The sequence below is a fragment of the Stella humosa genome (assembly GCF_006738645.1).
GTDB classification, from domain to species: Bacteria; Pseudomonadota; Alphaproteobacteria; order ATCC43930; family Allostellaceae; genus Allostella; species Allostella humosa.
In genome coordinates this window covers 859,800-884,302 of record NZ_AP019700.1, presented here as the reverse complement: position 1 = coordinate 884,302, position 24,503 = coordinate 859,800, and the positions used below count along the sequence as shown (strand labels likewise).

Annotated in this window: 17 protein-coding genes; 3 read left to right on the top strand and 14 right to left on the bottom strand. The window is 68.7% G+C overall.

Annotation, left to right across the window (positions count from 1 at the left end):
- Nucleotides 1-66 precede the first annotated feature (66 nt).
- The 9 genes from STVA_RS04100 to STVA_RS04060 all read right to left on the bottom strand — a co-directional run bounded on the left by STVA_RS04100 (nucleotide 67) and on the right by STVA_RS04060 (nucleotide 15,948).
- Nucleotides 67-1,491 (bottom strand): HlyD family type I secretion periplasmic adaptor subunit, encoded by a 1,425-nt coding sequence (locus tag STVA_RS04100; RefSeq protein ID WP_123687750.1) that lies wholly within the window; start codon nucleotides 1,489-1,491, stop codon nucleotides 67-69.
- Nucleotides 1,488-3,275 carry a type I secretion system permease/ATPase gene (locus STVA_RS04095; protein ID WP_123687751.1) on the bottom strand — a complete coding sequence of 596 codons (1,788 nt, stop codon included), beginning with the start codon at nucleotides 3,273-3,275 and terminating at the stop codon, nucleotides 1,488-1,490. Before STVA_RS04095 ends, STVA_RS04100 begins: the two co-directional genes overlap by 4 nt.
- 84 nt (nucleotides 3,276-3,359) lie before the next feature.
- Nucleotides 3,360-5,558 (bottom strand): tetratricopeptide repeat protein, encoded by a 2,199-nt coding sequence (locus tag STVA_RS04090; protein ID WP_123687752.1) that lies wholly within the window; start codon nucleotides 5,556-5,558, stop codon nucleotides 3,360-3,362.
- A gap of 140 nt (nucleotides 5,559-5,698) precedes the next feature.
- Nucleotides 5,699-7,597, bottom strand: a complete 1,899-nt coding sequence (locus STVA_RS04085; RefSeq protein ID WP_142235645.1) for a calcium-binding protein — start codon at nucleotides 7,595-7,597, stop codon at nucleotides 5,699-5,701.
- Between the two features lie 115 nt (nucleotides 7,598-7,712).
- Complete coding sequence (locus STVA_RS04080; protein WP_142235644.1) at nucleotides 7,713-9,008, bottom strand: glycosyltransferase family 9 protein; 1,296 nt, start codon at nucleotides 9,006-9,008, stop codon at nucleotides 7,713-7,715.
- Nucleotides 9,009-9,016: 8 nt separating this feature from the next.
- On the bottom strand, nucleotides 9,017-9,739 hold the full coding sequence (locus STVA_RS04075; protein WP_123687755.1) for a glycosyltransferase: 723 nt from the start codon (nucleotides 9,737-9,739) through the stop codon (nucleotides 9,017-9,019).
- Between the two features lie 179 nt (nucleotides 9,740-9,918).
- Nucleotides 9,919-11,787, bottom strand: a complete 1,869-nt coding sequence (locus STVA_RS04070; protein WP_123687754.1) for a calcium-binding protein — start codon at nucleotides 11,785-11,787, stop codon at nucleotides 9,919-9,921.
- A gap of 206 nt (nucleotides 11,788-11,993) precedes the next feature.
- Complete coding sequence (locus STVA_RS04065) at nucleotides 11,994-13,919, bottom strand: calcium-binding protein (protein WP_123687753.1); 1,926 nt, start codon at nucleotides 13,917-13,919, stop codon at nucleotides 11,994-11,996.
- A gap of 160 nt (nucleotides 13,920-14,079) precedes the next feature.
- The gene (locus tag STVA_RS04060; protein WP_142235643.1) at nucleotides 14,080-15,948 is read right to left on the bottom strand and encodes a calcium-binding protein; all 1,869 of its coding nucleotides are present in this window, start codon (nucleotides 15,946-15,948) and stop codon (nucleotides 14,080-14,082) included.
- 377 nt (nucleotides 15,949-16,325) lie between these two features.
- Between STVA_RS04060 and STVA_RS04055 the strand changes: the two genes are divergently transcribed.
- From STVA_RS04055 to STVA_RS04045, 3 genes are all read left to right on the top strand, one after another.
- Nucleotides 16,326-17,258 carry a glycosyltransferase family 2 protein gene (locus STVA_RS04055; RefSeq protein WP_123693973.1) on the top strand — a complete coding sequence of 311 codons (933 nt, stop codon included), beginning with the start codon at nucleotides 16,326-16,328 and terminating at the stop codon, nucleotides 17,256-17,258.
- Nucleotides 17,259-17,327: 69 nt separating this feature from the next.
- On the top strand, nucleotides 17,328-18,698 hold the full coding sequence (locus STVA_RS04050; protein WP_338092739.1) for a hypothetical protein: 1,371 nt from the start codon (nucleotides 17,328-17,330) through the stop codon (nucleotides 18,696-18,698).
- A complete protein-coding gene (locus STVA_RS04045) occupies nucleotides 18,695-19,480 on the top strand; it encodes a class I SAM-dependent methyltransferase (protein ID WP_123693977.1) in 786 nt (261 codons plus the stop codon). Before STVA_RS04050 ends, STVA_RS04045 begins: the two co-directional genes overlap by 4 nt.
- On the opposite strand, the gene STVA_RS04040 is transcribed toward STVA_RS04045, so the two are convergent.
- Genes STVA_RS04040 through STVA_RS04020 form a run of 5 tightly spaced genes read right to left on the bottom strand, consistent with a single transcriptional unit; the run spans nucleotide 19,446 to nucleotide 24,474 of the window.
- Nucleotides 19,446-20,168 carry a sulfotransferase gene (locus STVA_RS04040; protein ID WP_170216655.1) on the bottom strand — a complete coding sequence of 241 codons (723 nt, stop codon included), beginning with the start codon at nucleotides 20,166-20,168 and terminating at the stop codon, nucleotides 19,446-19,448. The genes STVA_RS04045 and STVA_RS04040 overlap by 35 nt on opposite strands.
- Nucleotides 20,165-21,520: an ABC transporter ATP-binding protein gene (locus STVA_RS04035; RefSeq protein ID WP_123693979.1), complete on the bottom strand. Its 1,356-nt coding sequence runs from the start codon at nucleotides 21,518-21,520 to the stop codon at nucleotides 20,165-20,167. Before STVA_RS04035 ends, STVA_RS04040 begins: the two co-directional genes overlap by 4 nt.
- On the bottom strand, nucleotides 21,510-22,325 hold the full coding sequence (locus STVA_RS04030) for an ABC transporter permease (RefSeq protein ID WP_123693981.1): 816 nt from the start codon (nucleotides 22,323-22,325) through the stop codon (nucleotides 21,510-21,512). Before STVA_RS04030 ends, STVA_RS04035 begins: the two co-directional genes overlap by 11 nt.
- Entirely contained in the window at nucleotides 22,322-23,713 is a 1,392-nt protein-coding gene (locus STVA_RS04025; protein ID WP_142235641.1) for a hypothetical protein, read from the bottom strand. Before STVA_RS04025 ends, STVA_RS04030 begins: the two co-directional genes overlap by 4 nt.
- The gene (locus STVA_RS04020; protein ID WP_123693985.1) at nucleotides 23,710-24,474 is read right to left on the bottom strand and encodes a hypothetical protein; all 765 of its coding nucleotides are present in this window, start codon (nucleotides 24,472-24,474) and stop codon (nucleotides 23,710-23,712) included. The genes STVA_RS04025 and STVA_RS04020 overlap by 4 nt, the downstream gene beginning before the upstream one ends.
- Between the last annotated feature and the right edge of the window lie 29 nt (nucleotides 24,475-24,503).

Below are 24,503 nucleotides of genomic sequence, written 5' to 3'. Positions count from 1 at the left end.
GGGCCTTCCAGACGCGCAAAAGCCCCGCCGCCCGAACGGGCAGCGGGGCTTTTTCCTGTCCGGTCGTCAGTCCTCGCGGAAGGCGGTGCGGAAGGCCGTCATGAAGGGCTGGAGGAAGTATTCGAGCGCGGTCCGCTGACCGGTCCAGATCATCGCCGTCGCCGGCATGCCGGGCAGGAGCTGGCTCGGGTCGAGGTCGGCCGCGCGCAGGGCCTCCATCGGGACGGCGATGCGGGCATGGTAGGTCGGGATGCCGCTCTGCGGATCGACGATGGCGTCGGCCGAGACCTGGATGACCTTGCCGTCGATCTGCGGCGTCACGCGCTGGTTGAAGGCGGTGAGACGCACCCGGGCAGTCGCCCCCACGCGCACCGTGTCGATGTCGTTGGGGTTCACCTTCACGTCGATGATGCGCACGTCGTTGCTGGGCACCACCTCCATGATGGTATCGCCCGGGCGCACGACGGCACCGACCGCGAAGTACTTCAGGTTCACGACCTCGCCGTCGACGGGGGCAATCACGGCGGTCCGCCGCAGCACGTCCTGGGCGACGCGGATGCGTTCGGCCGTGTCCAGCATCTGGGTCTGGGTGTCGCGCAGCTCCTGCGTGACCGTGCGCTGCATCTCGGTGTTGATGTTGAGGATCTGCAGCTCGGATTCGCCGATCACCTGCTTCACGCGGGCGATGTTGGCGACGAGGTCGCCGCGCTGCCCTTCCAGTTCGGCCTTGGCCCGCTGCAGCGCCAGCAGGCGCGGCTTCAGGGCGTTGCCGGTTTCCAGCAGGCGCTGGACGGTCGCCACTTCCTCGTTGATCAGGCGGATCTGGTCGGCCCGCGCCCGCTGCTGGGCCTCGAAGCCGCCGATCTGCTCGCGCGACTGCACCATGCGCTGGCGCAGGATGCCCTCCTGCCCCTTCATCGACGCCCGCCGGGCCTCGAAGACGTTGGTCTGCGACAGCAGGATGTCCTTGGTCTCGGAGTCGGTCTCGGCCGCCTTCACCAGCGCCTGGGGATAGTCGATCCGCTCGCGCAGGTCGCGCTCGGCCAGCAGCCGGGCCTCGGTCGCGATCAGGCCGGTATAGCGCTTCTGGTTGATCTGCAGGTTGGCGCGCGCCTGGGTGTCGTCGAGCTCGATGACGACATCGCCCGCCTTCACCTGGTCGCCGTCGCGCGCCTTGATCTCGCGGACGATGCCGCCCTCGAGATGCTGGACGGCCTGGCGGTTGAGGAAGACGCCGACGGTGCCCGGGGCGACCGACGCGCTGTCGAGGTCGGCCACGGCGGCCCAGCCGACGAAGCCGCCGAAGAAGGTGACGATGGTGACGATGCCGACGATGGTCCAGCGCCGGATCGAGCGGCGGATCGCATCGATGTTGTAGAGATTGGCCTCTTCCTCCGGCGCCACCGCGCCGTCGACCATCATCGCTTCGGCGAGGGTCGTGTCGCCCTTCTTGTTGGCGGGCAGGTGGTTGATCGAGGTGACGTCGCTCATGGCGTCACCACCTCGCCGCCGGCGGCGGGGTTGGCGCGCCGCTCGGCCGGGACGCCGGCACCCTGGGCGGACACCACGCGGGGCCGCGCCGCGCCGCCGCCGGGCGGCGACAGGCGGGCCATGACCTCGGCGGGCGGGCCGAACAGCTCGACCTGACCGTCGCGCATGAAGAGCATCTTGTCGACGTTGGACAGGATGCTGGGGCGGTGCGCGATGACGATGACCGTCACTCCCTTTTGCTTGCAGTGGGTCAAGGCCTGGCGCAGCGCCGCCTCGCCCTCGGTGTCGAGATTGGCGTTGGGCTCGTCCAGCACCAGCATCTTGGGGCTGCCGAACAGCGCCCGGGCCAGGCCGATGCGCTGCCGCTGGCCGCCCGACAGGATGTAGTTGCTGGTGCCGATCTTGGTCTCGTAGCCGTTGGGCATGCGCAGGATCAGGTCATGGACGCCGGCCAGTTGGGCCGCCTCGACGATGTCCTTGGGATCGGCCTCCTGGAAGCGCGAGATGTTGTCGCGGATCGAGGCGTTGAAGAGGTCCACGTCCTGCGGCAGGTAGCCGACATACTGGCCGAGATCCTCGGAATCCCACTGGGCGACGTCGGCCCCGTCGAGCCGGACGGTACCGCTGAACGGCCGCCAGACGCCGACGATGCATTTGACCAGGGTGGACTTGCCCGATCCGCTGGGCCCAACGATGCCAAGGGCCTCGCCCGGCTCGATGGCGAAGCTGACGCCCTTCAGGATGGCCGGGGCCAGGCCGCCGCCGACGCGATGGCGGAACACCACGCGATCGACCGCGATCCGCCCCTTGGGTGCGGGCAGCGACATCGACGAGGTCTGCATGCGCGGCAGGTCCTGCATCATCGCGTCCAGCCGGCGGGCGGCCGACATGAAGGCGACGACGCTGCGCCAGGTGCCGATGGCGGCGTCGACCGGGGCCAGCGCGCGGGCCATCAGGATGTTGGCGACAACGAACGCGCCGGGGCTGATGGAGTGATTGACGACCTGGTAGGCGCCGACGGCGGTCACGGCGATCTGCACCATCAGGCGGACCGTGCGCGACGTCGTGCCGATGAAGCTGCTGACCTTGTTCGAACGGCTGTTGGAGGAGAGCACGACGCTCTGCATCTTGCGCCACTGGCGCACGACGCCGTTCATCATGCCCATGGATTCGATGGCTTCGGCGTTCTTCACCATCGATTCCGCCTCCTGCGTGGCGAGCACGCTGGCGGTGTTGTAGATGCGCAAGGGACGGCGGGAGAGCACCTCGTTGGCGATCGCGAAGCTGATCATGATGATGGCGCCGGCGATGGCGACGTAGCCCAGCAGCGGGTCGAAGATCCAGATGATGAAGAGGTACATCGGGACCCAGGGCGTATCGAACAGGTTGGGCAGTTCGCCGCCGGCCAGGAAGTTGCGCACCTGAGCCAGATCGCGCAGCCCCTGGGCATCGCGCGAGGTGTTGTTCAGCAGGCCGTTCTTGATCGACAGGCGAAGCAGGTTCTCGCCCAGCATCGCGTCGATCTTGTTGCTCATCTCGTTGGTGACGCGAGAGCGGACGAAATAGAGGATGCCCATCACGATCATCGCGAACACGGCGATGACGGTGAGCAGGACCAGGGTGGACATGCTGCCGCTGGCAAACACGCGCGAGAACATCTGCAGCGTGTAGAGCGGCAGCGTCAGCATCAACATATTGATGAAGAAAGTGATGATGCCGACCGTCACCAACTCCGGTCGGCAGGCGCGCAGGAGAGCCCGCACGGAATTCAGTTGTTGGCTCATCGAACCTTCTATCTGCCCAGGCGCGTCCGCCGGGCATCAATACTATAGTTGCGTCGACCCGATCGACTGCATTCGTCGGTGGCCTTACGTCGCAGCGCGGTTGCGGAGCGCGCTGGCGAGCCGTTCGACCATCCCCGACCAGTCCCCTTCCCGATCCTGACGGAAGACGCGAATCGATGGATACCAGGGGCAATGCTCTCCCTGACACACCAGCCAGTACCAGAGCAAGCCGTTTCCCCGTGGCAGCATCAGCCAGCCGGGCACGCCCAGTGCCCCCGCGAAGTGGACGGCGGTGTTGCTGATCGTGATCACCAGGTCCATGGCCGCCACCTGGGCGGCATAGGCGTCGATGTCGACCAGCGAGTCGATCTCCGGATCGACCCGCACCGCGACGCCGGTCGCGGCCCGCACGGCCTCCACCTCGTCCGACACGTCGCCATATTGCAGGCTGACGAAACGGACGCCCGGCGTGGCCAGGATGGGCGCCCAGGCGGGCAGTTCGAGCGTCTTGCGCTGGCCCAGCTTGCGGTTGGTGCTGGACCAGGAGAGCCCGACGACGAGGCCGGGCGCGGCCCCGTCGAGCCCGGGCTCCCGGTAGCGCGCGCGCAGGCGCGCGGTCAGCGCCGGATCGGCCCGGAAATAGCCCGAATGGGGGCGGAACGACGCGCGGTCGGGGCGAAGATGGCGCGCCAGGTCGACCATCGGCGTCTGGGCGGCGATGTCCGGTGCCAGCAGGGCGGGGTCGATCGGGTCGACGCGGGCGGCCACCAGCACGTGCGGCATCGACCGGCGGATCAGCGGCACCAGGCGCGGGTCGCATTCCAGCGCGACGCCGGCCGGCACGGCCGCCTGGAGGTCGGGCAACAGGCCCGCGGCCAGCACCTCGTCCCCCACCCCCTGCTCGCCCCAGGCTACGATCCGGCCGGCCACCGGCCCGCCCGTCCACCAGGGCTGCGGGAACGGGCGCCACTTCGCCTTGTCGCGCTTCCAGCGCCAGCCCAGGTCGTCCCAGGCGCGGGCAAAATCGCCCATGGCGAGATGGCTGACGCCGCGGTTGAAATGGATCTCGGCATCGCCGGGCCGCTGCGCCAGCGCGCGGTCGAAATTGGCGATCGATTGCGGATAGCGTTCGAGCATCCATTGCAGGGTCGCGAGATTCGCCAGCGCATCGGGGTCGTCCGGCTGCAGCGAAATCGCTTGGTTGCACAGCGCCTCGGCCTCGGAGAAGCGGTTCTGGCGTTGCAGGCTGAGGGCCAGCGCGTTGTGCGGCGCCGACAGCTTGGGCAACAGGGCGACGGCGCGCCGGGCCGGCATCTCGGCCTCGCGGTGGCGCGCCATGCGATTGAGGATCGTCGCCAGGGCCAGTTGGGCTTCGGCCGCGTCCGCATCCAGCGCCACCGCTCGCTGGGCCAGGCGCAGGCCACGGCCGTCCTTGCCCATGCCATAGAGGATCATGGCGGCCACTGTCGGGAAGCGGGCCGATTCCGGCTGCTCGCGCATGAGCCGCAGCAGGATCGAGATGGCGTCGGTGAAGCGGCCGTCGGCGACCAGCCGGTTGGCCAGCCGCAAGCGGGCCGGCTCGCTGGTCGGATCGGCGGCAAGCCATTGCCGCAGCGCCGCCAGTTCCCGGCCGTGGTCGCCCAGACGCTGCAGGGCGTCGCCCTCGACCTGGCGGGGGGCCTTGGCAGCCGGCTGGGCCGCCAGCAAGGGGGCGACTGCCGCCAGCGCGCCGTTCGCGTCGTCGGCCTGCAGGAGCGCGTGGGCCCAGGCAAGGCGAAGCCGGTCGCCGCCCAGGCCGCGCCGGATGGCAGCGCCGGCCGCGGCCGCGCCGCGGGCATGGTCGCCCCGATCGCGCCAGAGCCTGCACAACAGCAAGGCCAGGGCCTCGTCGGCCCCGACCGCGGCCATGCCCTGTTCGGCCAGGCGGGTGGCGGCCGCCAGATCGCCGGACTGGGCGGCGATCTGGGCGGCGACCCGGAATCCCGCCGCATGGCCGACCGCGACGGCATGGGCGGCCATGTGCCCGGCCGCCTCGGCCATGCCCTGGCCGCGCGAATAGGAAACGCCGAGCCGGCGCCACAGGTCGATCAGGTGCGGCCGCCGGCGGACCAGTTCGGCATGGGCCGCGATGGCCGCCGCAAACTGGCCCGCCTTCAGGGCCGCCTCGCCCTCCGCGGCCAGTCGGGCGACATGCGCCCGATCATCCTCGGCGCGCGCCACGGCTGCCGCCCCGGCCACGGTCGGCGCCGGTGCGCCGGGGGGCCGCATCTCGGTATCGGTCATACCCGTCCCCTAGCACGCTGGGGGCCCATGACGCACGAGAGGCGTGCGGTGTGGGCGCGTGACCGGGGTCGGCCCGGCAAAAAAGAAGGGCCGGGGGATTTCTCCCCCGGCCCGGGTCTCGATCGGTGCGAAGTCGTCGATCAGATGATGACGAAGTCGCCGGAGTTGTTGCCGGTCGGGCCTTCGTTCAGCTTGTCGAGCTGGCTGACCGCGGTGATGTTGTTGAAGGTCGCGATCAGGATCGCGCCGGCCGTGCTCGTCATGTCCGTGTCGAAATACATCTCCGCACGGTTCTCGCTGGTGTTGAAGAAGATGTAGAAGCCGGGCTTGTTGTTGTCGGCAGCCCCTTCCGACAGGAACGTGTCGAACTGCGCCAGGTCGGAATAGCCCTGGCCGGTGGCGATCAGCAGGTTGTCGTTGGCGCTGGCGCCGACACCGGTCGTGCCCTTGTAGCCGTCGATCGCCGACATGCCGCCGAAGGCATTGCCGTTGAAGACCGCCTGGTCGACCGTGCCCGTGAAGTCCTCCAGGACGTCCGGGTCGGGATAGTAGGGGCTGATCGTGTCGGCGAAGTCGCCGTCCTCGAACACGAACTGGTCCTTGCCGGCGCCGCCCGTCAGCAGGTCGGTATCCTCGCCGCCGACCAGCGTGTCGTTCTTGGAACCGCCGAACAGCGAGTCCGAGTCCTCGCCGCCGAACAGGACGTAGGTGCCGTTGGTCTCGCGGCTGGCATCGAGATAGTCGCCGCCGTCATTGCCGTACACCTCCATGGAGGCGCCCGACGCGACGTTGCCGTCCGCGAAGACGACAGCGTCACTATAGTAGCTGAACGACACGGTCTCGAAGTTCTCGATCGACTTGTCGCGCAGCGTCAGGATCGTCGCCTGATTGAACGAGATGAAGTCGTTGTCGGTGCCGCCGTCGTTGGCATCGGTGATGAACAGGCCGCGGGCGTAGCCGACATAGTCCTCGCCCTCGCCGCCCGACACCGTCACCTGCGTGTTCGGCAGGATCTGGCTGGTGGCATTGCCCGAGAAGTCCTCGATGCCGATTTCGTCGTCGCCGAAGCCGCCGATCAGCGTCTTCTTGCCGATCGAACCATTGGCGATGCCGATATCGTCGTCGTCGTTGCCGCCGTCGAGCGTGTCGGAGCCGGAGTTCTGGGCATAGATCTCGTCGTTGCCATCCTGGCCGAACACCTGGATGTCGCCCGAGTTGGCTTCGAGCTCGGCGATGTCGTTGTTCTCGCCCAGATAGACGACATGGTCGCCCGTGGTCGAGATGATGTTCACATAGTCCTGCAGCTTATCCATGTAGATAAGCTTGTTGCCGGTGTCGCTGTCGCCGACCGTCACGGTGTCGTTGCCGTTGCCGGCGAAGATCGTGTCGTTGCCGGTGTCCGGGTCGATGACGTCGTTGCCGGCGCCGCCGTACAGGATGTCGTTGCCCGAGCCGCCATTGACCTGGTCGTTGCCGGCGTCGCCGGCGACGTTGTCGTTGCCCGACCCGCCGGAGACCGTGTCGTTCTCCTGGCCGCCATAGATGCTGTCGTTGCCGGCACCACCGCTGATGCTGTCCGCACCCGTGTTGCCATAGACGCGGTCCGCGCCGTCACCCGTCGAGATCGTGTCGGCGCCACCGAGGCCCCACACCTGCACCGACTGGAGCTGCGTCGACAGCGCAGTGGCATCGTTGCCGGCATCGTCCGTCAGCGTGTCGGTGATCCGGTCGCCGATGTAGAGCTGGCCGCCGTTCGACAGCACGATGTTCGAGCTGACCGGCGAGCTGTCCGTGCCGCCGACCTGGCGCAGCAGCATGTTCGGGATGTAGGCATAGGTGACCGAGGCGGCCGGCAGCGGCGCACCCGTCGCGTCGCGCGACTTCACGATCACCAGATCAGTGCCGTTCTCGACCAGGTCGAACTGGTTCGCCTGCAGCGACGGGTCCGAGATCTGCAGCACGTCCGAACGGAAGTCGAACGTCTGACCGAGGATCTTCAGGTCGAGATTGCTCGCCCCGTTCCAGCTGATGACTGCCATGGTCTTACGCCCCCAATTAGAAAATAGATGCCGGACGATCCCGAATCGGGAGTCCGCTCACAGTCCGAGAATTGGCCAGGACGGTATCCAGCCGACCGCCGATCCGCAAGCGGATTCAAATATGCGGACGCCCCGGCAAGGATAGGAGCCACGATTTGAAATGGTTCATAATGGCAGATAATGGGGTCGCCCAATCTCCGGGTGTGTTCTGGCGCCAGACCTTCATCCGGGGATACCAGGGAGACGCATCGATTCCACCAATCCAGTAGGGCGTTATCGGTGGACCGCGGTGGAGCATTGTCCAGGCGGGGATTCCGAGGGCACCGGCCATATGGACGGTCGTGTTGCTGGACGAGACGACAAGATCCAGCGCGGCGACCTGGGCGGCAAAGCCGTCGAGGTCCGTCGCGGGATCGATGGCGGCATCGCGATGGAGGCGCCGGGCGAGCGCCGGCGCCAGGGTCGCCCGGCCGATCTCGTCGGCACCGTACTGGAGGTCGACGAACGTCACCCCTTCGACCGCCAGCAGGGGCGCCAGCCTGGCCAGCCCTAGGGACTTGGCGGCAGCGAAGGGCGTACCGCTGCTCTGCCAGGACAGGCCGACGACGGGTCCCGGCCCCAGCGCGGCGTAGCGGCGCCGCAGACGGGCCACCGCCGCCATGTCCGCCTTCAGCCAGGGGGCGGCGGGCGGCAGGTCCGCCGGCTCCAGCCCCAGCCATGCCGGCAGGTCGCCCAGGGCCGAGTGGGCGACGATCGCGCGATCGGCGGCGGCCGGTTGCGGTGGCCAGGTGCGCGGCACCACGCTCACCGTGGGAAAGGATCGGGCGAAGAGCGGCACCAGCCGGGGATCGACTTCCAGCACGATCTCGAAGCCCTCGGCCAGCAGGCGCGGCAGCAACGCGACATGGCGCAGGTCCTCGCCGACGCCTTCATGGCTCCACAGCAGGATGCGCCCGCCCGGACGCCGGCGTGCCGCCAGCGGCGGATAGGGGCTCGGGCGGCGGCGCACCCGGGGATGGCGCGCCCGGCACGCATAGTGCGGCCAGGCCCGCCGCCACTGGCCGCGCGTCAACAGGTCGACCGCGATCGACCAGTGTATTTCGGCTGGATTGGCCACCAGCCCGATCGCGCGGCGATAGGCGTGCTCGGCCCGGGGATCGTCGGCTGCCGCCCGCACATCGCCCAGATTGACCCAGCCGGCCGCCTGATCGGGGGCCGTGGCCGTCGCCCATTCGAGCAGTTCCAGCGCCTCGTCGACGGCACCCGTCCGCCAGACCAGGCGGCCCAGATTGGTCGCCAGGACCGGGTGCGGCTGGTGCGTCTGGCCCGCGCGCAGGACCGCGATGGCACCCTGCTCATCACCGGCGGCCAGCCGCCGGCCGGCTTCGGCGTCGGCCTCCGCGGCCGACATCGGCCGCGTCAGCCGGCCCTCGCCTGCCCTGCCGCCGGCTGGCCGCCGACGCATGCGTCCCGGGCGGCACACCACAGGTCGGCATACGCCACGTCTTGCCATTCGGCGAACCACGGCCCGCCACGGGTATAATGTACCGCCCCCGGCAGTTGCCCCGCGGCGGCCGGGCGGCTCCACCCCTCGAGCCAGTTCCAGCGCTCGGGCACGGCCCCGATCAGTTCGTCGGGCAGCCACTGGAAGCGATGGAGGAAGGCGCCGGATTCGCGGTTGACCAGCTCGGGCGTCAGCACCCGGTTGGCCGGATGGCCGCAGTTCCAGAGGATCAGGCTGCTCCAGTTCTTGCGCGGATAGCTGCTCTGGGGAACGCCGTCCATCTTCCAGCGCTCGGTCGGGGCGTAGTCGTGCTGGACACACATCACCGCATGCCGGGGATCGCACGCCGCCAGCAGCCCTGCGATGTCGTCCAGCCACAGGAAGTCGCAATCCACGAAGAGCGCCCAGCCCTCGAACCCACGCAGATGGGGAACCAGGAAGCGCGTGTAGGTGAATTCCGTCGAGGCCAGGGGGTCGATGGGCCGGTCGTAGATACCGGCCGCCCGCAGGTCGGGCTGGCGGATCGGGTCCACCGATACCGGCACCGACGCATGCTGCAGCAGCGAGTGGCGGCACACCTGGTAGGCGATGTCTTCCCGGCTGTCCCAGCCGACCAGCACGGGAAATGGCTCGGTCATTCCGGTCCTCGAGCGTTGCCTGCCCTTGCGACGACGGTCGCATGGCGGAAGACGCCATTTCTATCCCCGGCCGGCTCGCCGAGACAAGCAGCCCGGGGCCGGTACCAAGGTCGCACCCAAAAGAAAGGGCCGGGGGATTTCTCCCCCGGCCCCGGGTCGCGTCGGTTCGATGTCGTCGATCAGAGGATGACGAAGTCGCCCGAATTGTGGCCGGTCGGGCCTTCGTTCAGCTTGTCGAGCTGGCTGACCGCCGTGATGTTGTTGAACGTGGCGATCAGGACCGCACCGTCCGTGCTCGTCATGTCCGTGTCGAAGTACATCTCCGCACGGTTCGAGCTGGAGTTGAAGAAGATGTAGAAGCCCGGCTTGTTGTTGTCCGCGGCACCTTCCGACAGGAAGGTGTCGAAGGCACCGATGCTGGTGTAGCTCTGGCCGGTGGCGATCAGCAGGTTGTCGTTGGCGCTGGAGCCGACGCCCGTCGTGCCCTTGTAGCCGTCGATGGCCGACACGTCGCCGAACAGGTTCCCGTTGAAGGTCGCCTTGTCCGAGCCGCCCGTGAAGTCCGTCAGGACGTCTTCGTAGGAGCTGCTGTTCCAAATGTCGGAGAACTGGAACGTGTCCGAACCCGCACCGCCGGTCAGCAGGTCTTCACCATTGCCGCCGTTCAGCTTGTCGCCGCCGGCACCGCCGATCAGCGTGTCGTCGCCTTCGTTGCCGTTCAGCGTGTAGCTGCCCGAGGTCTCGCGGGCGGCGCTGAGGTAATCATCACCACCATTGCCGTTGGCGACCTTGACGTTGTTGCCGTCGGCGAAGACGACGTCGTCGCTGTAGCTGCTGAAGTTCACCGTCTCGATGTTCTCGAGCGACTTGTCGCGCAGCGTCAGGATCGTCTGCCCGTCGAAGTAGATCGAGTCGTTGTCCGTGCCGCCGTCGTTGGCGTCGGTGATGAACAGGCCACGATTGTAGTAGATATCGTCGTCGCCCTCGCCGGCCGACACCGTCACCTGCGTGTTCGGCAGGATCTGGTCGCTGGCGAAGCCCGAGTTGTCCTCGACCGAGATCTCGTCGTCGCCGAAGCCGCCGAGCAGCGTCTTCTTGCCGACCGAACCGTTCAGGACCGCGACGATGTCGTCGTCGTTACCGCCGTCGAGCGTGTCGGAGCCGGAGTTCTGGGCATAGATCTCGTCGTTGCCGCCATCGCCATGGACGTAGATGTTGCCCGAATTGGCTTCGAGTTCGGCGATGTCGTTGTTCTCGCCCAGATAGACGACATGGTCGCCCGTGGTCGAGATGATGTTCACATAGTCCTGCAGCTTATCCATGTAGATAAGCTTGTTGCCGGTGTCGCTGTCGCCGACCGTCACGGTGTCGTTGCCGTTGCCGGCGAAGATCGTGTCGTTGCCGGTGTCCGGGTCGATGACGTCGTTGCCGGCACCGCCGTACAGGATGTCGTTGCCCGAGCCGCCATTGACCTGGTCGTTGCCGGCATCGCCAGCCACGTTGTCGTTACCGCCGCCGCCGGAGACCGTGTCGTTCTCCTGGCCGCCATAGATGCTGTCGTTGCCGGCACCACCGCTGATGCTGTCCGCACCCGTGTTGCCATAGACGCGGTCCGCACCGTCACCCGTCGAGATCGTGTCGGCACCGCCCAGGCCCCACACCTGCACCGACTGCAGCTGCGTCGACAGCGCAGTGGCGTCGTTGCCGGCATCGTCCGTCAGCGTGTCCGTCAGGCGGTCGCCGATGTAGAGTTGGCCGCCGTTCGACAGCACGATGTTCGAGCTGACGGGCGAGCTGTCCGTGCCGCCGACCTGGCGCAGGAGCATGTTCGGGATGTAGGCATAGGTGACCGAGGCGGCCGGCAGCGGCGCACCCGTCGCGTCGCGCGACTTCACGATCACCAGGTCGGTGCCGTTCTCGACCAGGTCGAACTGGTTCGCCTGCAGCGACGGGTCCGAGATCTGCAGCACGTCCGAGCGGAAGTCGAACGTCTGACCAAGGATCTTCAGGTCGAGATTGCTCGCCCCGTTCCAGCTGATTACCGCCATATTCGATCGCCCCCATGAGATTGGTCACGCTGGCACCGGCGGCGCCCGCCACCGCATGCTCAGGTCGACGAAAAGTAGCGGCGGTCGTGCGGTGCAGCAAGTGGATTCGGCCAGCGATCCACCACCGCAGGTTCATTGGCGCACAAAGAGAAGGGCCGGGGGATTTCTCCCCCGGCCCCGGGTGGCCATCGGTCGGATTTCGTCGATCAGATGATGACGAAGTCGCCGGAGTTGTTGCCGGTCGGGCCTTCGTTCAGCTTGTCGAGCTGGCTGACCGCCGTGATGTTGTTGAAGGTCGCGATCAGGATCGCGCCGGCCGTGCTCGTCATGTCCGTGTCGAAATACATCTCCGCACGGTTCGCGCTGGTGTTGAAGAAGATGTAGAAGCCGGGCTTGTTGTTGTCGGCGGCACCTTCCGACAGGAACGTGTCGAACTGCGCCAGATCGGAATAGCCCTGGCCGGTGGCGATCAGCAGGTTGTCGTTGGCGCTGGCGCCGACGCCGGTCGTGCCCTTGTAGCCGTCGATCGCCGACACGCCGCCGAAGGCATTGCCGTTGAAGATCGCCTGGTCCGTGCCGCCCGTGAAGTCCTGCAGGATGTCCGGCTCGGGGTAGTAGGGGCTGATCGTGTCGGCGAAGTCGCCGTCCTCGAACACGAACTGGTCCTTGCCCGCACCGCCGGTGAGCAGGTCGGTATCCTCGCCGCCGATCAGCGTGTCGTTCTTGGCACCGCCGATCAGCGTGTCGGAATCCTCGTCGCCGAACAGGACGTAGGTGCCATTGGTCTCGCGGCTGGCATCGAGATAATCCTCGCCATCATTGCCGTACACCTCCATGGAGGCGCCCGACGCGACGTTGCCGTCCGCGAAGGTGACGCGGTCGCTGTAGTAGCTGAACGCCACCGTCTCGAAGTTCTCGATCGACTTGTCGCGCAGCGTCAGGTCCGTCGCGCCGCCGAAGAAGAGCAGGTCGTTGTCGGTGCCGCCGTCATTGGCATCGGTGATGAACAGGCCACGGGCATAGAACGCCCAATCCTCGCCCTCGCCGCCAGAGACCGTCACCTGGGTGTTGGGCAGGATCTGGTCGCTGGCGAAGCCGGAGCTGTCGGCGACGATCATGATGTCATCACCGAAGCCGCCGATCAGCACCTTGTCGCCGACGACGTTGGCAGACATGAACGAGTTGTCCAGGAACGAACCGACGATCAGGCCGTCATCGTCGTTGCCACCGTCGAGCGTGTCGGAGCCGGAGTTTTCCGCCGCGAGGGTGTCGTTGCCGTCCTGCCCGAAGATCTGGATGTCGCCCGAATTGGCTTCGAGAACGGCCACGTCATTGTTCTCGCCCAGATAGACGACATGGTCGCCCGTGGTCGAGATGATGTTCACATAGTCCTGCAGCTTATCCATGTAGATAAGCTTGTTGCCGGTGTCGCTGTCGCCGACCGTCACGGTGTCGTTGCCGTTGCCGGCGAAGATCGTGTCGTTGCCGGTATCCGGGTCGATGACGTCGTTGCCCGCACCGCCATACAGGATGTCGTTGCCCGAGCCGCCATTGACCTGGTCGTTGCCGGCGTCGCCAGCGACGTTGTCGTTGCCCGAGCCGCCGGAGACCGTGTCGTTCTCCTGGCCGCCATAGATGCTGTCGTTGCCGGCACCACCGCTGATGCTGTCCGCACCCGTGTTGCCATAGACGCGGTCCGCACCGTCACCCGTCGAGATCGTGTCGGCGCCACCGAGGCCCCAAACCTGCACCGACTGGAGCTGCGTCGAGAGCGCAGTGGCGTCGTTGCCGGCGTCGTCCGTCAGCGTGTCGGTGATCCGGTCGCCGATGTAGAGCTGGCCGCCGTTCGACAGCACGATGTTCGAGCTGACGGGCGAGCTGTCCGTGCCGCCGACCTGGCGCAGCAGCATGTTCGGGATATAGGCATAGGTGACCGAGGCGGCCGGCAGCGGCGCGCCCGTCGCGTCGCGCGACTTCACGATCACCAGGTCGGTGCCGTTCTCGACCAGGTCGAACTGGTTCGCCTGCAGCGACGGGTCCGAGATCTGCAGCACGTCCGAGCGGAAGTCGAACGTCTGACCCAGAATCTTCAGGTCGAGATTGCTCGCCCCGTTCCAGCTGATGACCGCCATGATGATCGTGCCCCCTGCTAATTGCGATGGCTGCCCAAAGGCGCCTGCCCGTTGCCCCAGGTTATAGCAAAACCGTCGCCCGGTCGACTGGTGCGGGCCAAAAGAAAGGGCCGGGGGATTTCTCCCCCGGCCCCGGGTCGCGTCGGTTCGATCTCGTCGATCAGAGGATGACGAAGTCGCCCGAATTGTGGCCGGTCGGGCCTTCGTTCAGCTTGTCGAGCTGGCTGACCGCCGTGATGTTGTTGAACGTGGCGATCAGGACCGCACCGTCCGTGCTCGTCATGTCCGTGTCGAAGTACATCTCCGCACGGTTCGAGCTGGTGTTGAAGAAGATGTAGAAGCCGGGCTTGTTGGTGTCCGCATCACCTTCCGACAGGAACGTGTCGAACTGCGTGATGGTCGAGTAGCCCTGGCCGGTGGCGATCAACAGGTTGTCGTTGGCGCTGGAGCCGACGCCGGTCGTGCCCTTGTAGCCGTCGATGGCCGACACGTCGCCGAACAGGTTCCCGTTGAAGGTCGCCTTGTCCGTGCCGCCCGTGAAGTCCGTCAGGACGTCTTCGTAGGAGCTGCTGTTCCAGAGGTCGGAGAACTGGAACGTGTCCGAACCCGCACCGCCGGTCAGCAGGTCTTCACCATTGCCGCCGTTCAGCTTGTCGCCGCCGGCGCCGCCGATCAGCGTGTCGTCGCCTTCGTTGCCGTTCAGCGTGTAGCTGCCCGAGGTCTCGCGGGCGGCGCTGAGGTAATCCTCGCCACCATTGCCGTTGGCGACCTTGACGTTGTTGCCGTCGGCGAAGACGACATAGTCGCTGTCGCTGCTGAAGTTCACCGTCTCGATGTTCTCGAGCGACTTGTCGCGCAGCGTCAGGATCGTCTGCTGGTCGAAGTAGATCGAGTCGTTGTCCGTGCCGCCGTCGTTGGCGTCGGTGATGAACAGGCCACGATCGTAGAAGATGGAGTCGTCGCCCTCGCCGGCCGACACCGTCACCTGCGTGTTCGGCAGGATCTGGTCGCTGGCGAAGCCCGAGCTGTCCTGGATGTCGATCTCGTCGTCGCCGAAGCCGCCGATCAGCGTCTTCTTGCCGACCGAGCCGTCGCCGATGCCGACATAGTCGTCGTCGTTGCCGCCGTCGAGCGTGTCGGAGCCCGAGTTCTGGGCCCAGATCTCGTCGTTGCCATCCTGGCCGAACACCTGGATGTCGCCCGAGTTGGCTTCGAGCTCGGCGATGTCGTTGTTCTCGCCCAGATAGACGACATGGTCGCCCGTGGTCGAGATGATGTTCACATAGTCCTGCAGCTTATCCATGTAGATAAGCTTGTTGCCGGTGTCGCTGTCGCCGACCGTCACGGTGTCGTTGCCGTTGCCGGCGAAGATCGTGTCGTTACCGGTATCCGGGTCGATGACGTCGTTGCCCGCACCGCCGTACAGGATGTCGTTGCCCGAGCCGCCATTGACCTGGTCGTTGCCGGCGTCGCCGGCCACGTTGTCGTTGCCGCCGCCGCCGGAGACCGTGTCGTTCTCCTGGCCGCCATAGATGCTGTCGTTGCCGGCACCACCGCTGATGCTGTCCGCACCCGTGTTGCCATAGACGCGGTCCGCACCGTCACCGGTGGAGATCGTGTCGGCCCCGCCGAGGCCCCACACCTGCACCGACTGGAGCTGCGTCGAGAGCGCAGTGGCGTCGTTGCCGGCGTCGTCCGTCAGCGTGTCGGTGATCCGGTCGCCGATGTAGAGCTGGCCGCCGTTCGACAGCACGATGTTCGAGCTGACGGGCGAGCTGTCCGTGCCGCCGACCTGGCGCAGCAGCATGTTCGGGATGTAGGCATAGGTGACCGAGGCGGCCGGCAGCGGCGCACCCGTCGCGTCGCGCGACTTCACGATCACCAGGTCGGTGCCGTTCTCGACCAGGTCGAACTGGTTCGCCTGCAGCGACGGGTCCGAAATCTGCAGCACGTCCGAACGGAAGTCGAACGTCTGACCCAGAATCTTGAGGTCGAGATTGCTCGCCCCATTCCAACTAATGACCGCCATAACTGGCTACCTCCTGCTTACGAATTCTGCCCGTGGCCTTGCCGAACTTGGCCTGACCGCCGGCTCCCAGTCCGAGAACTAACGATCCGGACCATAGATTTCGGCTTTCAAGCTAGGCAAGCGATTTCCCCTGGACCGCTTCCGGCCCGCTCCAGGCCCCCTGAAATGTTGCCGGCCGGCAACAAAGAGCCCGTTGCAGCCTGTGTCGCGCGGTCCCCGCCGACGGTTCAAAGTGATGGCCGTCACAACGCCCGTGGGAATCGCATTCCGCCGGCCCGGCCGGCAGGCGGTTGACGTGGATGCCCATGGGCGGGCATGTGGTCGCCCGACGGGCGGCGATGGCGCCGGCCCACCCCGAGACCTGCCAGAGGCCCCGATTGTCCCTGCCCGCCGTCGCGGTGATCACCCGCACCAAGGACCGAGCGGTCCTGCTGCACCGTGCCATGGAAAGCGTGCTGTCGCAGACCGAGGCGGACTGGATCCATGTCGTCGTCAACGACGGGGGCGAGGCCGCGCCGGTCGACCGGCTGGCCGCCGCCTTCGCCGACCGCTATGCCGGCCGCCTGCATGTCATCCACAATCCGCGCTCGCTCGGCATGGAGGCCGCCTCCAATGTCGGCCTGCGCGCCAGCGACAGCCGCTATGTCGTCATCCATGACGACGACGATAGCTGGACGCCGGAATTCCTCGCCACCACCACCGCCTTCCTGGACGGTGCCGCCGATGGCTCCGTCGCCGGCGTCATCACCCACAGCGTGCGCGTCGACGAGCGCATCGTGGGCGACCGGGTCGAGATCGACCGCCGCCAGCCCTACAACGACTGGGTGCGCAGCATCACGCTGTTCCGCATGGCGGGCGGCAACATGTTCCCGCCGATCTCGTTCCTGTTCCGCCGGTCGATGCTGGAGGAGGTCGGCTATTATAGAGAGGACCTGCCGGTCCTGGGCGACTGGGAGTTCAACCTGCGTTTCCTCGCCCGGCGCGACATCGGCGTGCTGGCGCTGCCGCTGGCGCTCTATCACCACCGCCCGGGCAACACGAACCCGGCCTATGCCAACTCCATCTTCGGTGCCCAGGACAAGCACGCGCTCTATGACGCGCTGATCCGCAACGAGCTGATGCGCAGGGACCTCGATTCCGGCCGGCTGGGGCTCGGCACGCTGGTCAATCTCGGCCAGCACCTGTCGCTGCTGGAGCTGAAGCTGAACGCGCTGTTCGACGCCGCGCGCTTCTCGTTCCGCGTGCTGGAGACGGTGCTGGCGCCGCTGCGCTGGCTGTCGCGCACCTGGCGCCGCCTGCGCGGCCGCTGACGCCATGACGATGCACGCCCCGCCCCGCCCCACCCGCCGGCCGCGCGCCGTGCCATCGTCGTGCTGGGCATGCATCGCAGCGGCACCTCGCTGCTGGCCTCGCTGCTGCAGGCGCTGGGCGTCGACCTCGGCCCCGACCTGCTGCTCGAGGGCAAGCCCGACAACGAGGCCGGCTACTGGGAGCACAAGGGCATCGCCGAGGAGCAGGAGGCGATCCTCGATCGCCTCGGCCGCACCTGGTACCAGCCCGAGGGGCTGGTGCCCCTGCCGGACGGCTGGTGGCGCCTGCCCGAGCTGCGACCCCATCGCCGCCGCCTGGCCGACATCGTCCGGGCCGAGACCGCGGCCAGCGTCGGCCCCTGGGGCTTCAAGGACCCGCGCACGGTGCGCCTGCTGCCGCTGTGGCAGGAGATCTTCGCCGATGCCGGCGTCGAGCCCACCTACATCCTGGCCGTGCGCGACCCCGAGGCGGTCGCCCGCTCGCTCGCCCGGCGCGACGGGATGACGCCGGCGGCAGCCCAGCTGCTGTGGCTGGAACACACGCTGGACGCCTTCCGCCATGCCGGCGACCGCATCGTCGGCGTCGTCGACTACGACGCCTGGTTCGAGCAGCCGGTCGCCGTCGCCCGGGCGACGATGGCGCGGCTGGGCATCGCCTGGCCGGCCGATGAGCGCCAGCTCGAAGCGGTCCTGGCCGGCATCGTGCGGCCCGACCTGCGCCACGGCACCGGCGGCAACCCCGCCCGCCTGATGCCCGAGGCGCGCGAGCTCTACGGCCTGCTGCGCCAGAGCGCGCCCGACGCGCCGCCCCTGGCCGCCGTCGCCCCGCTGCTGGCGCGCGTCGACGGCGCGCGGCGGCTGCTGGCCGCCTGGGGCGAGGAAGCCGCCCGCCATCCCGCCCATGCCCAGAAGGTGGCCGGGCTGGCCCAGGACATCGCCGCGCTGCACGCCGAAGCGATCCGCCAGCGCGCCCAGGCCGAGAGCGATATCGCCCAGCAGCAGGCGCGCGCGGATGCCTATGCCCGCGACTTCGTTCAGCTCCAGTGGTTCTACGACGAGCTGGAGCAGCGGCGCGCAGCGGCCCAGGCCGAGATCGCCGCCCGCGATGCCCGTATCGCCGCACTGGAAGCGGAGCGTGCCCGGGCGGACATCCACCGGGCGGCGGTGGAGGCCGAGTCGGCCGGCCGCCAGCGCCTGCTGGATGCGGTGATGCCGGACCCGGCGCGCGCGCTGGACGAGGTCTGGAACTCGACCTCGCTGCGCCTGGTGCGCCCGCTGCAGCGGCTGCTCGCCGGACGGGCGGCGGCCGAGCGACCCGCCACGCCGACACCGGAGGACCAGGCCCGCCTGGCAGTCGCCCTGCAGCAGGGATTCTTCTGGAACCTGACCGGGCCGCTCCGGGCAGCCGGCCGGCTGCTGCGCGGCCGGAGGCAACGATGACCGAACGCGCCGACGACTACGGCCAGTACTGGGACCTCTACGTCCAGTCGATCTTTCCCCAGTTGCGCGCCCACAACGACCCGGCCGCCCAGCGCCTGCACTGGCCGGGGGACGAGTGGGGCACGCCCGAGATCTGGGACAAGATCTACGCCATGGTCTTCCAGCCGGAACTGGACCCGTTGCCGGCCCGCGCGATCGAGATCGGGCCGGGTGCCGGCAAGTACACGGCCATGGTGCTGGACCACTGCCCGGCGGTGGAGATCCTGGCGCTCGACGTGTCGGCCGCCTACCTAGCGGTGCTGGAGGAGCGGCTGGCGCCGGCGATCGCGGCCGGCCGCCTGGCGACCGCGCGCCTGCTGCCGCAATGGGACCATTTCGACCGGCTGGTGGCCGAGCGCGGCTGGCAGGGCTCGGTCGACCTCGTCTTCTCGATCGACGCCATGGTGCATGTCGACCTGCAATACCTGGTCGCCTACTGGCTGGCGGCCGCCCGCGCGCTCCGCCCGGGCGGCAAGATGATCATGAGCGTGGCCGACGCCACCTCGCCGCACGGCTTCGACAAGCTGCTGGCCGACGTGCCGACCTATTTCGACACCCAGGGCAAGATCAGCGCGAAGTTCGAGTGGCTGTCGCCGCCCATGGTGGCCCATGTCCTCGACCGGCTGGGCTTCGACGTGCGCTTCTTCCCCAAGCTGGCGGGCCGCGACTGCTGGTTCGTGGCCACCCGCCGCGCCGATCCCGCCCCGCTCACGCCAGCCAGTGCGACAGGTCCCGGCCGGTAAGCCGCTGGAAGGCCGCGATCCGCGAAGCATAGAGATCGCGCAAGGGACCGAGCAGAGAGGGGCGCAGGGGCGTGCCCTCGCCGGCATTGACCCGGCGGCCCAGCCGCTCGCCCGCGATGCCCAGCACCGGCGCCGGATCGACATCCAGGTGCCGGCAGGCCGCGGCCAGCACGCCCGTGGGGTCTGCCACCAGATCGTCGTAGAAGAGCACCAGCAGGCGTTCGCGCGGGAAGGCCGACAGCCAGGTCTCCATGCATTGCGCGTAGTCGCCCCGGCCCAGCGACTGGCCGGAGCGGAAGACGTCCAGGAACCAGGCGTCGGAGGCCTCGTGCTCGTACATCAGCGCCCAGCGCAGCGCCATCAGGGCGGCCGACCAGGCGCGCTCGATCGGGTTGCGGGCGATGAAGAGCAGGCGGCCGTCGGGCATCGCCCGATGGACCTGGGCCACGGCCTCGGCCGGCAGCACCGCATAGCCCGGCGTCACGTCGCCGATCCGCGTGCCCGGGGCGGCATCCGCGAACTGGCTGCGGTACCAGTCGAGCCCGCGATCCTGGTACCAGTCCCAGAAATGCACCTCCTTGCCGGCCGGGAAGGCCAGGCCCGGATGGTCGCGCAACATCTCGAACAGCCAGGTCGTGCCGGCTTTCTGCGCCCCGATGCCCAGGAAATCCGGCAGCCGGCCGCTCACGCCCCGCCCTCCGGTTCGGCATGGGCGTCGGACTCGAAGTCGAGGTCGACCAGGCCGGCGCGCCAGCGGTCGGGGTCGGGCATCACCTTGAACATGGCGGCATCCACGAGACGATGGAGGAAGCGGCGCTCGGCCCCGGTCTCGGCCGAGACGCCGGCATTGACGAAGTAGGTGCCGGGCAGCAGCCGGCAGCGAAAGGCGTGGCGCACGCTCCAGGCCTCGCCCGCCCGGACCTCTGCCAGCGCGCGCCCGGCCGACGCGGTCGACCCGCCCGCCAGCTCGGTGCCGGCGACCGTGCGGATCAGCGTGCCGAAGCTGACGCCGGACGCGGTCTCGGCGAAGGTGACGCGGCAGCGGATCTCGTAGGCGCCGCCGCGGCGCAGCACGTTGACCGGCGCGCCATCGGGCGTGGTCACGCGGAGTTCCGTGATCTCGGCGCCGGCCGGCTCGTAGACGACCGCGCCCGAGGGCCGCATCGCGGTGTCGAGGAAGGCATCGCCGGCGGGCGCTTCGGCCGCCTCCGCCTCGGGCTCGATCGCCTCCACCTCGGGCGCGCCGCTGCGGATCGCCTCGCGCAGGACGGCGCGGCGGGCGGCGGGCGCGAACAGCAGGCGATGATACTGCGCCACCACCGCCCTGGGCTCGCCCGATGCCAGCATCTCGCCGTCGTCGATCAGGATGGCGCGGTCGCAGAGCTGGGTGACGTGGGCGGCCGCATGCGACACGAACAGGATGGTGCCGCCGCCGCTGCGGAAACGCTCCAGCCGGGCGAAGCACTTGCGCTGGAAGGCCTCGTCGCCGACCGCCAGCGCCTCGTCGACGATCAGGATGTCGGGCTCCACATGGACGGCCACGGCAAAGGCCAGGCGCACGCCCATGCCGCTCGAATAGGTGCGCAGCGGCTGGTCGAGATGGTCGCCCAGGTCGGCGAAGGCCGCGATCGAGGGCAGGGCCTCGGCGATCTTGCGCTCGTCCAGCCCGAGGATGGCGGCATTGAGCCGCGCATTCTCCCGCCCCGTGAAATCCGGGTGGAAGCCCGCCCCCAGTTCCAGCAGGGCCGAGATCCGGCCCGCTGCCACCACCCGGCCCGTGGTCGGCTGCATGGTGCCGGCGATGATCTGCAGCAGCGTCGACTTGCCCGAGCCGTTGCGGCCGACCAGCCCCACCGTCTCGCCGCGGCCGACCTGGAAGCTGACGCCGCGCAGCGCCCAATGCTCGTCGACATGGGCTGCCTCGCGCCGCAGCGCCTGGCGCATGCGGTCCCACGGGGCGGCGTAGCGGCGATAGACCTTGCTGACGCCGTCGACGACCAGGGCGGGCGGCAGTTGTGCGGGCGGCAGCTCAGAGGACATCGGCGAACCCGCGGCGCAGGCGGCGGAAGATCGCGAAGGCGGCGACGACGGCCAGCCCCCCCACCACCAGCCCGGCCAGCGTCATCAGGCCGGGCAGCCGGCCATCCAGCAGCACGCCGCGCATCTCCTCCACCGCCGCCGTCAGCGGGTTGAGGAAGAAATACTGGCGATAGGCCGCCGGCACCGCCTCCAGCGGATAGAAGATCGGCGACAGGAACATCAGCACCGTCAGCCCGACGGTGACGAGCTGGCCGATGTCGCGGGCATAGACGCCGACGCCGGCCACGACATAGGAGATCGCCAGCGCCATCAGGGCGACCGGGGCCAGGACCACGGGCGCCAGCACGAAGGTCCAGGGCGGCAGCCCGACGAAGACGAGGTGGCCGGCGAGCCAGACCGTCAGCGCCAGGGCGGTATGGAACGAGGCCGCCAGGACGGCCGCCATCGGCAGCACCTCGACCGGGAACAGCACCCGCTTGACGAGGCTGGCATGGGCCAGCACCAGGCCCGGCGCGCGGCTCACCGCCTCCGAGAAATGCCAATAGACGATGAGGCCGGCGAAGAGCGTCAGGCCGAACGGCGCGCGCGGGCCGGTCGCCACGCCCCAGCGCGCCTCGAACACGCTGCCGAAGACGAAGGTGAATACCGCCAGGTACAGCAGTGGCTGGGCCACGGCCCAGGCCAGCCCCAGCAGCGAGCCGCGATAGCGCCCCTCCACCTCGCGCCGGGCAAGCTGGAGGATGAGCTGGCGCCAGCGCAGCGCGGTGCCGACCGGGCCGGCGTTCGGGATCGCGGCGCCGGTCATCGCAGCAACCGGCGCAGGACCCGGCGTGCCAGACCCGACCCGCGGCGCAGCAGCGGATCGACGAAGCGGCCGGCGAAGGGGATGCGCCGCAGCAGGTAGGAACTGCCATTCACCAGGCCGTGCAGGCGGGGGAAGGCCACCACCATCTGGCCCGGCTTCCACAGGGCGGCCGCGACCGACTTCACCCGCCGCTTCAGGCTGGCATCGGGCAGGCGCAGCAGGACGGGCACCGTCAGGCTGCGGCCGAAATCGGCCGAGCGCGGCCGAACCTGCATGCCGGGCAGCTCGGCCGGGCGCGGCCACAGGATCATGCGCCGCAGGCGGCGATAGGCCTCGTGCGCGCGGCGCTCCACCGCCATGAAGTCGCCGGCCCCGGCCGGCGAGTGGAAATGATCGACGATGCCCTGGAACATCGCATCGTCGCGGCCGGGCGGCAGCACCATGGGGTCGATGTCCCCGCCCTCGGGCATGCCGCGCCCGTCGGGCAGCAGGCGGTAGCTCTCGACGCTGGCGGCGTCGATCTCGAGCGGGTCCTCGATCAGGTGGTGATAGGCGAAAAGGGCCTGGCCCGGCGCGTTGGCATAGGGCTCCAGGCTGTCGACGGCGACGCCGAAGATATGGCCGAAATGCGGGCCCGGCCCACGGCCATAGTCCCACTTGCCGAAATAGAGGCCGTGCCAGTCCCATTGCGGGAAGTCGCGCATCAGCAGGGCCTGGGTCCCGCCGGTCCAGCCCGAATCGACCAGGACGGGGGTGTCGATGCCGGCCAGCAGCCCCTCCAGGTAGGCGGCCATCGCCTGGGCCTGCTCGGCGAAATAGTCGCGCACCGCCTGGCCCAGCGCATCCTCGCCGCGATAGATGGCGGCGAACGAACCCACCGTCACGGGGCAATGGGCCAGCACGTCGGGCAGGTCGACCGCGCGGCCGCGCAGCAGGCAGCGCAGCATGTAGCCGAGCGAGCCCGCGCCGAACTCGCGCACCAGCATCGGCGCGACATGGTCGAAGTCGGCCGCCAGGCAGCCCTTGGCGGCCGCCACGCGCGAGATCAGGATGTCGCCCAGCGGCAGCACCGGCTGGGTCCCCGACCGCTCGCACCACAGCTCGTAGAGCAGCCGCAGGCGCAGGCCGCCGCGCGCCGCGAACAGCAGGCGCGCGCGGCGGTCGGCGAAGGCGACGCCCGCCATGTGCAGCCGCTGGCAGAACTGCAGGAAGATCGGCCCCAGCAGTTCCTGCCCGAAGCGGCGCTGGGCGTCGGTGTCGGCCGGGATCGGGCCATCGGCCGGCCAGTCGTCGCCGGCCAGGTGCGAATAGGCCTCGGGCGGCGGAAAGCGGCGCTCCAGCGACGCTTCCAGCGATTCGACGGGCTCCATCGTAGGGGTCGCGGTCACGCGGCCCGCCGCATGATGGCGCGGTGCTGCAGCAGGGCCATCTTCTGGCGCAGCCCATGGATGTGCTGCCACCGGGCCGGCCTGGGCGTGTGCAGCACATGGATGCCCATGGACCGCGGCGTCGCCACGTCGGCCGTCTCGCTGTCGCCCATATGCAGGACTGATCCCGGCTCCACCTGTTCCTGCCGCAGCAGCACCTTGAACAGCCCGCCGCCGCGCTTGGTGACGCCGAGGTCGGCACTGCTGTAGCCGCCGTCCAGCGCAAGCTGCGGCAGCAGGCGGCCGATCAGGCCGGCGATCGTCCCGGCCGGCAGGTACATGTCGCTCGCGAACACGACCCGGATGCCGGCCGCGTGGTGGCGGTTCAGCACGTCGGCCAGGGGCGCGTTGCCGGTCAGCTCGGCCAGTTCGCATTCGAACTCGACCTCTGCCAGCACCGGCGCCAGCGCGGGGTCGAGCCGGAGCGCGGCGCAGACCATGCCGAGGATCAGGTCGAGATGCCCTTCCCGCTCGCCCTCGACGGTACGGATCAGGCGGTAGGCGGTGCGCGCGGCGACCAGTCGGGCGGCATAGAGCGCGTCGGCTTCCACCCAGACTCCACGCTTCGCCAGCGCTGCCGCCTGGGCATGCGCCACCACCTGGAACCGCGCCATTTCCGGGCGGGTGCCGCGCAGCAGGATGGTGTCGAAGACGTCGACGCTGATCAGCCGGATGGGATTGTCGCGGACGATTCGGTCGATCGCCTGGGGCAGGCGTCGCATCAGCCTCGGTTCCAGGGTTGCTCCGCCGG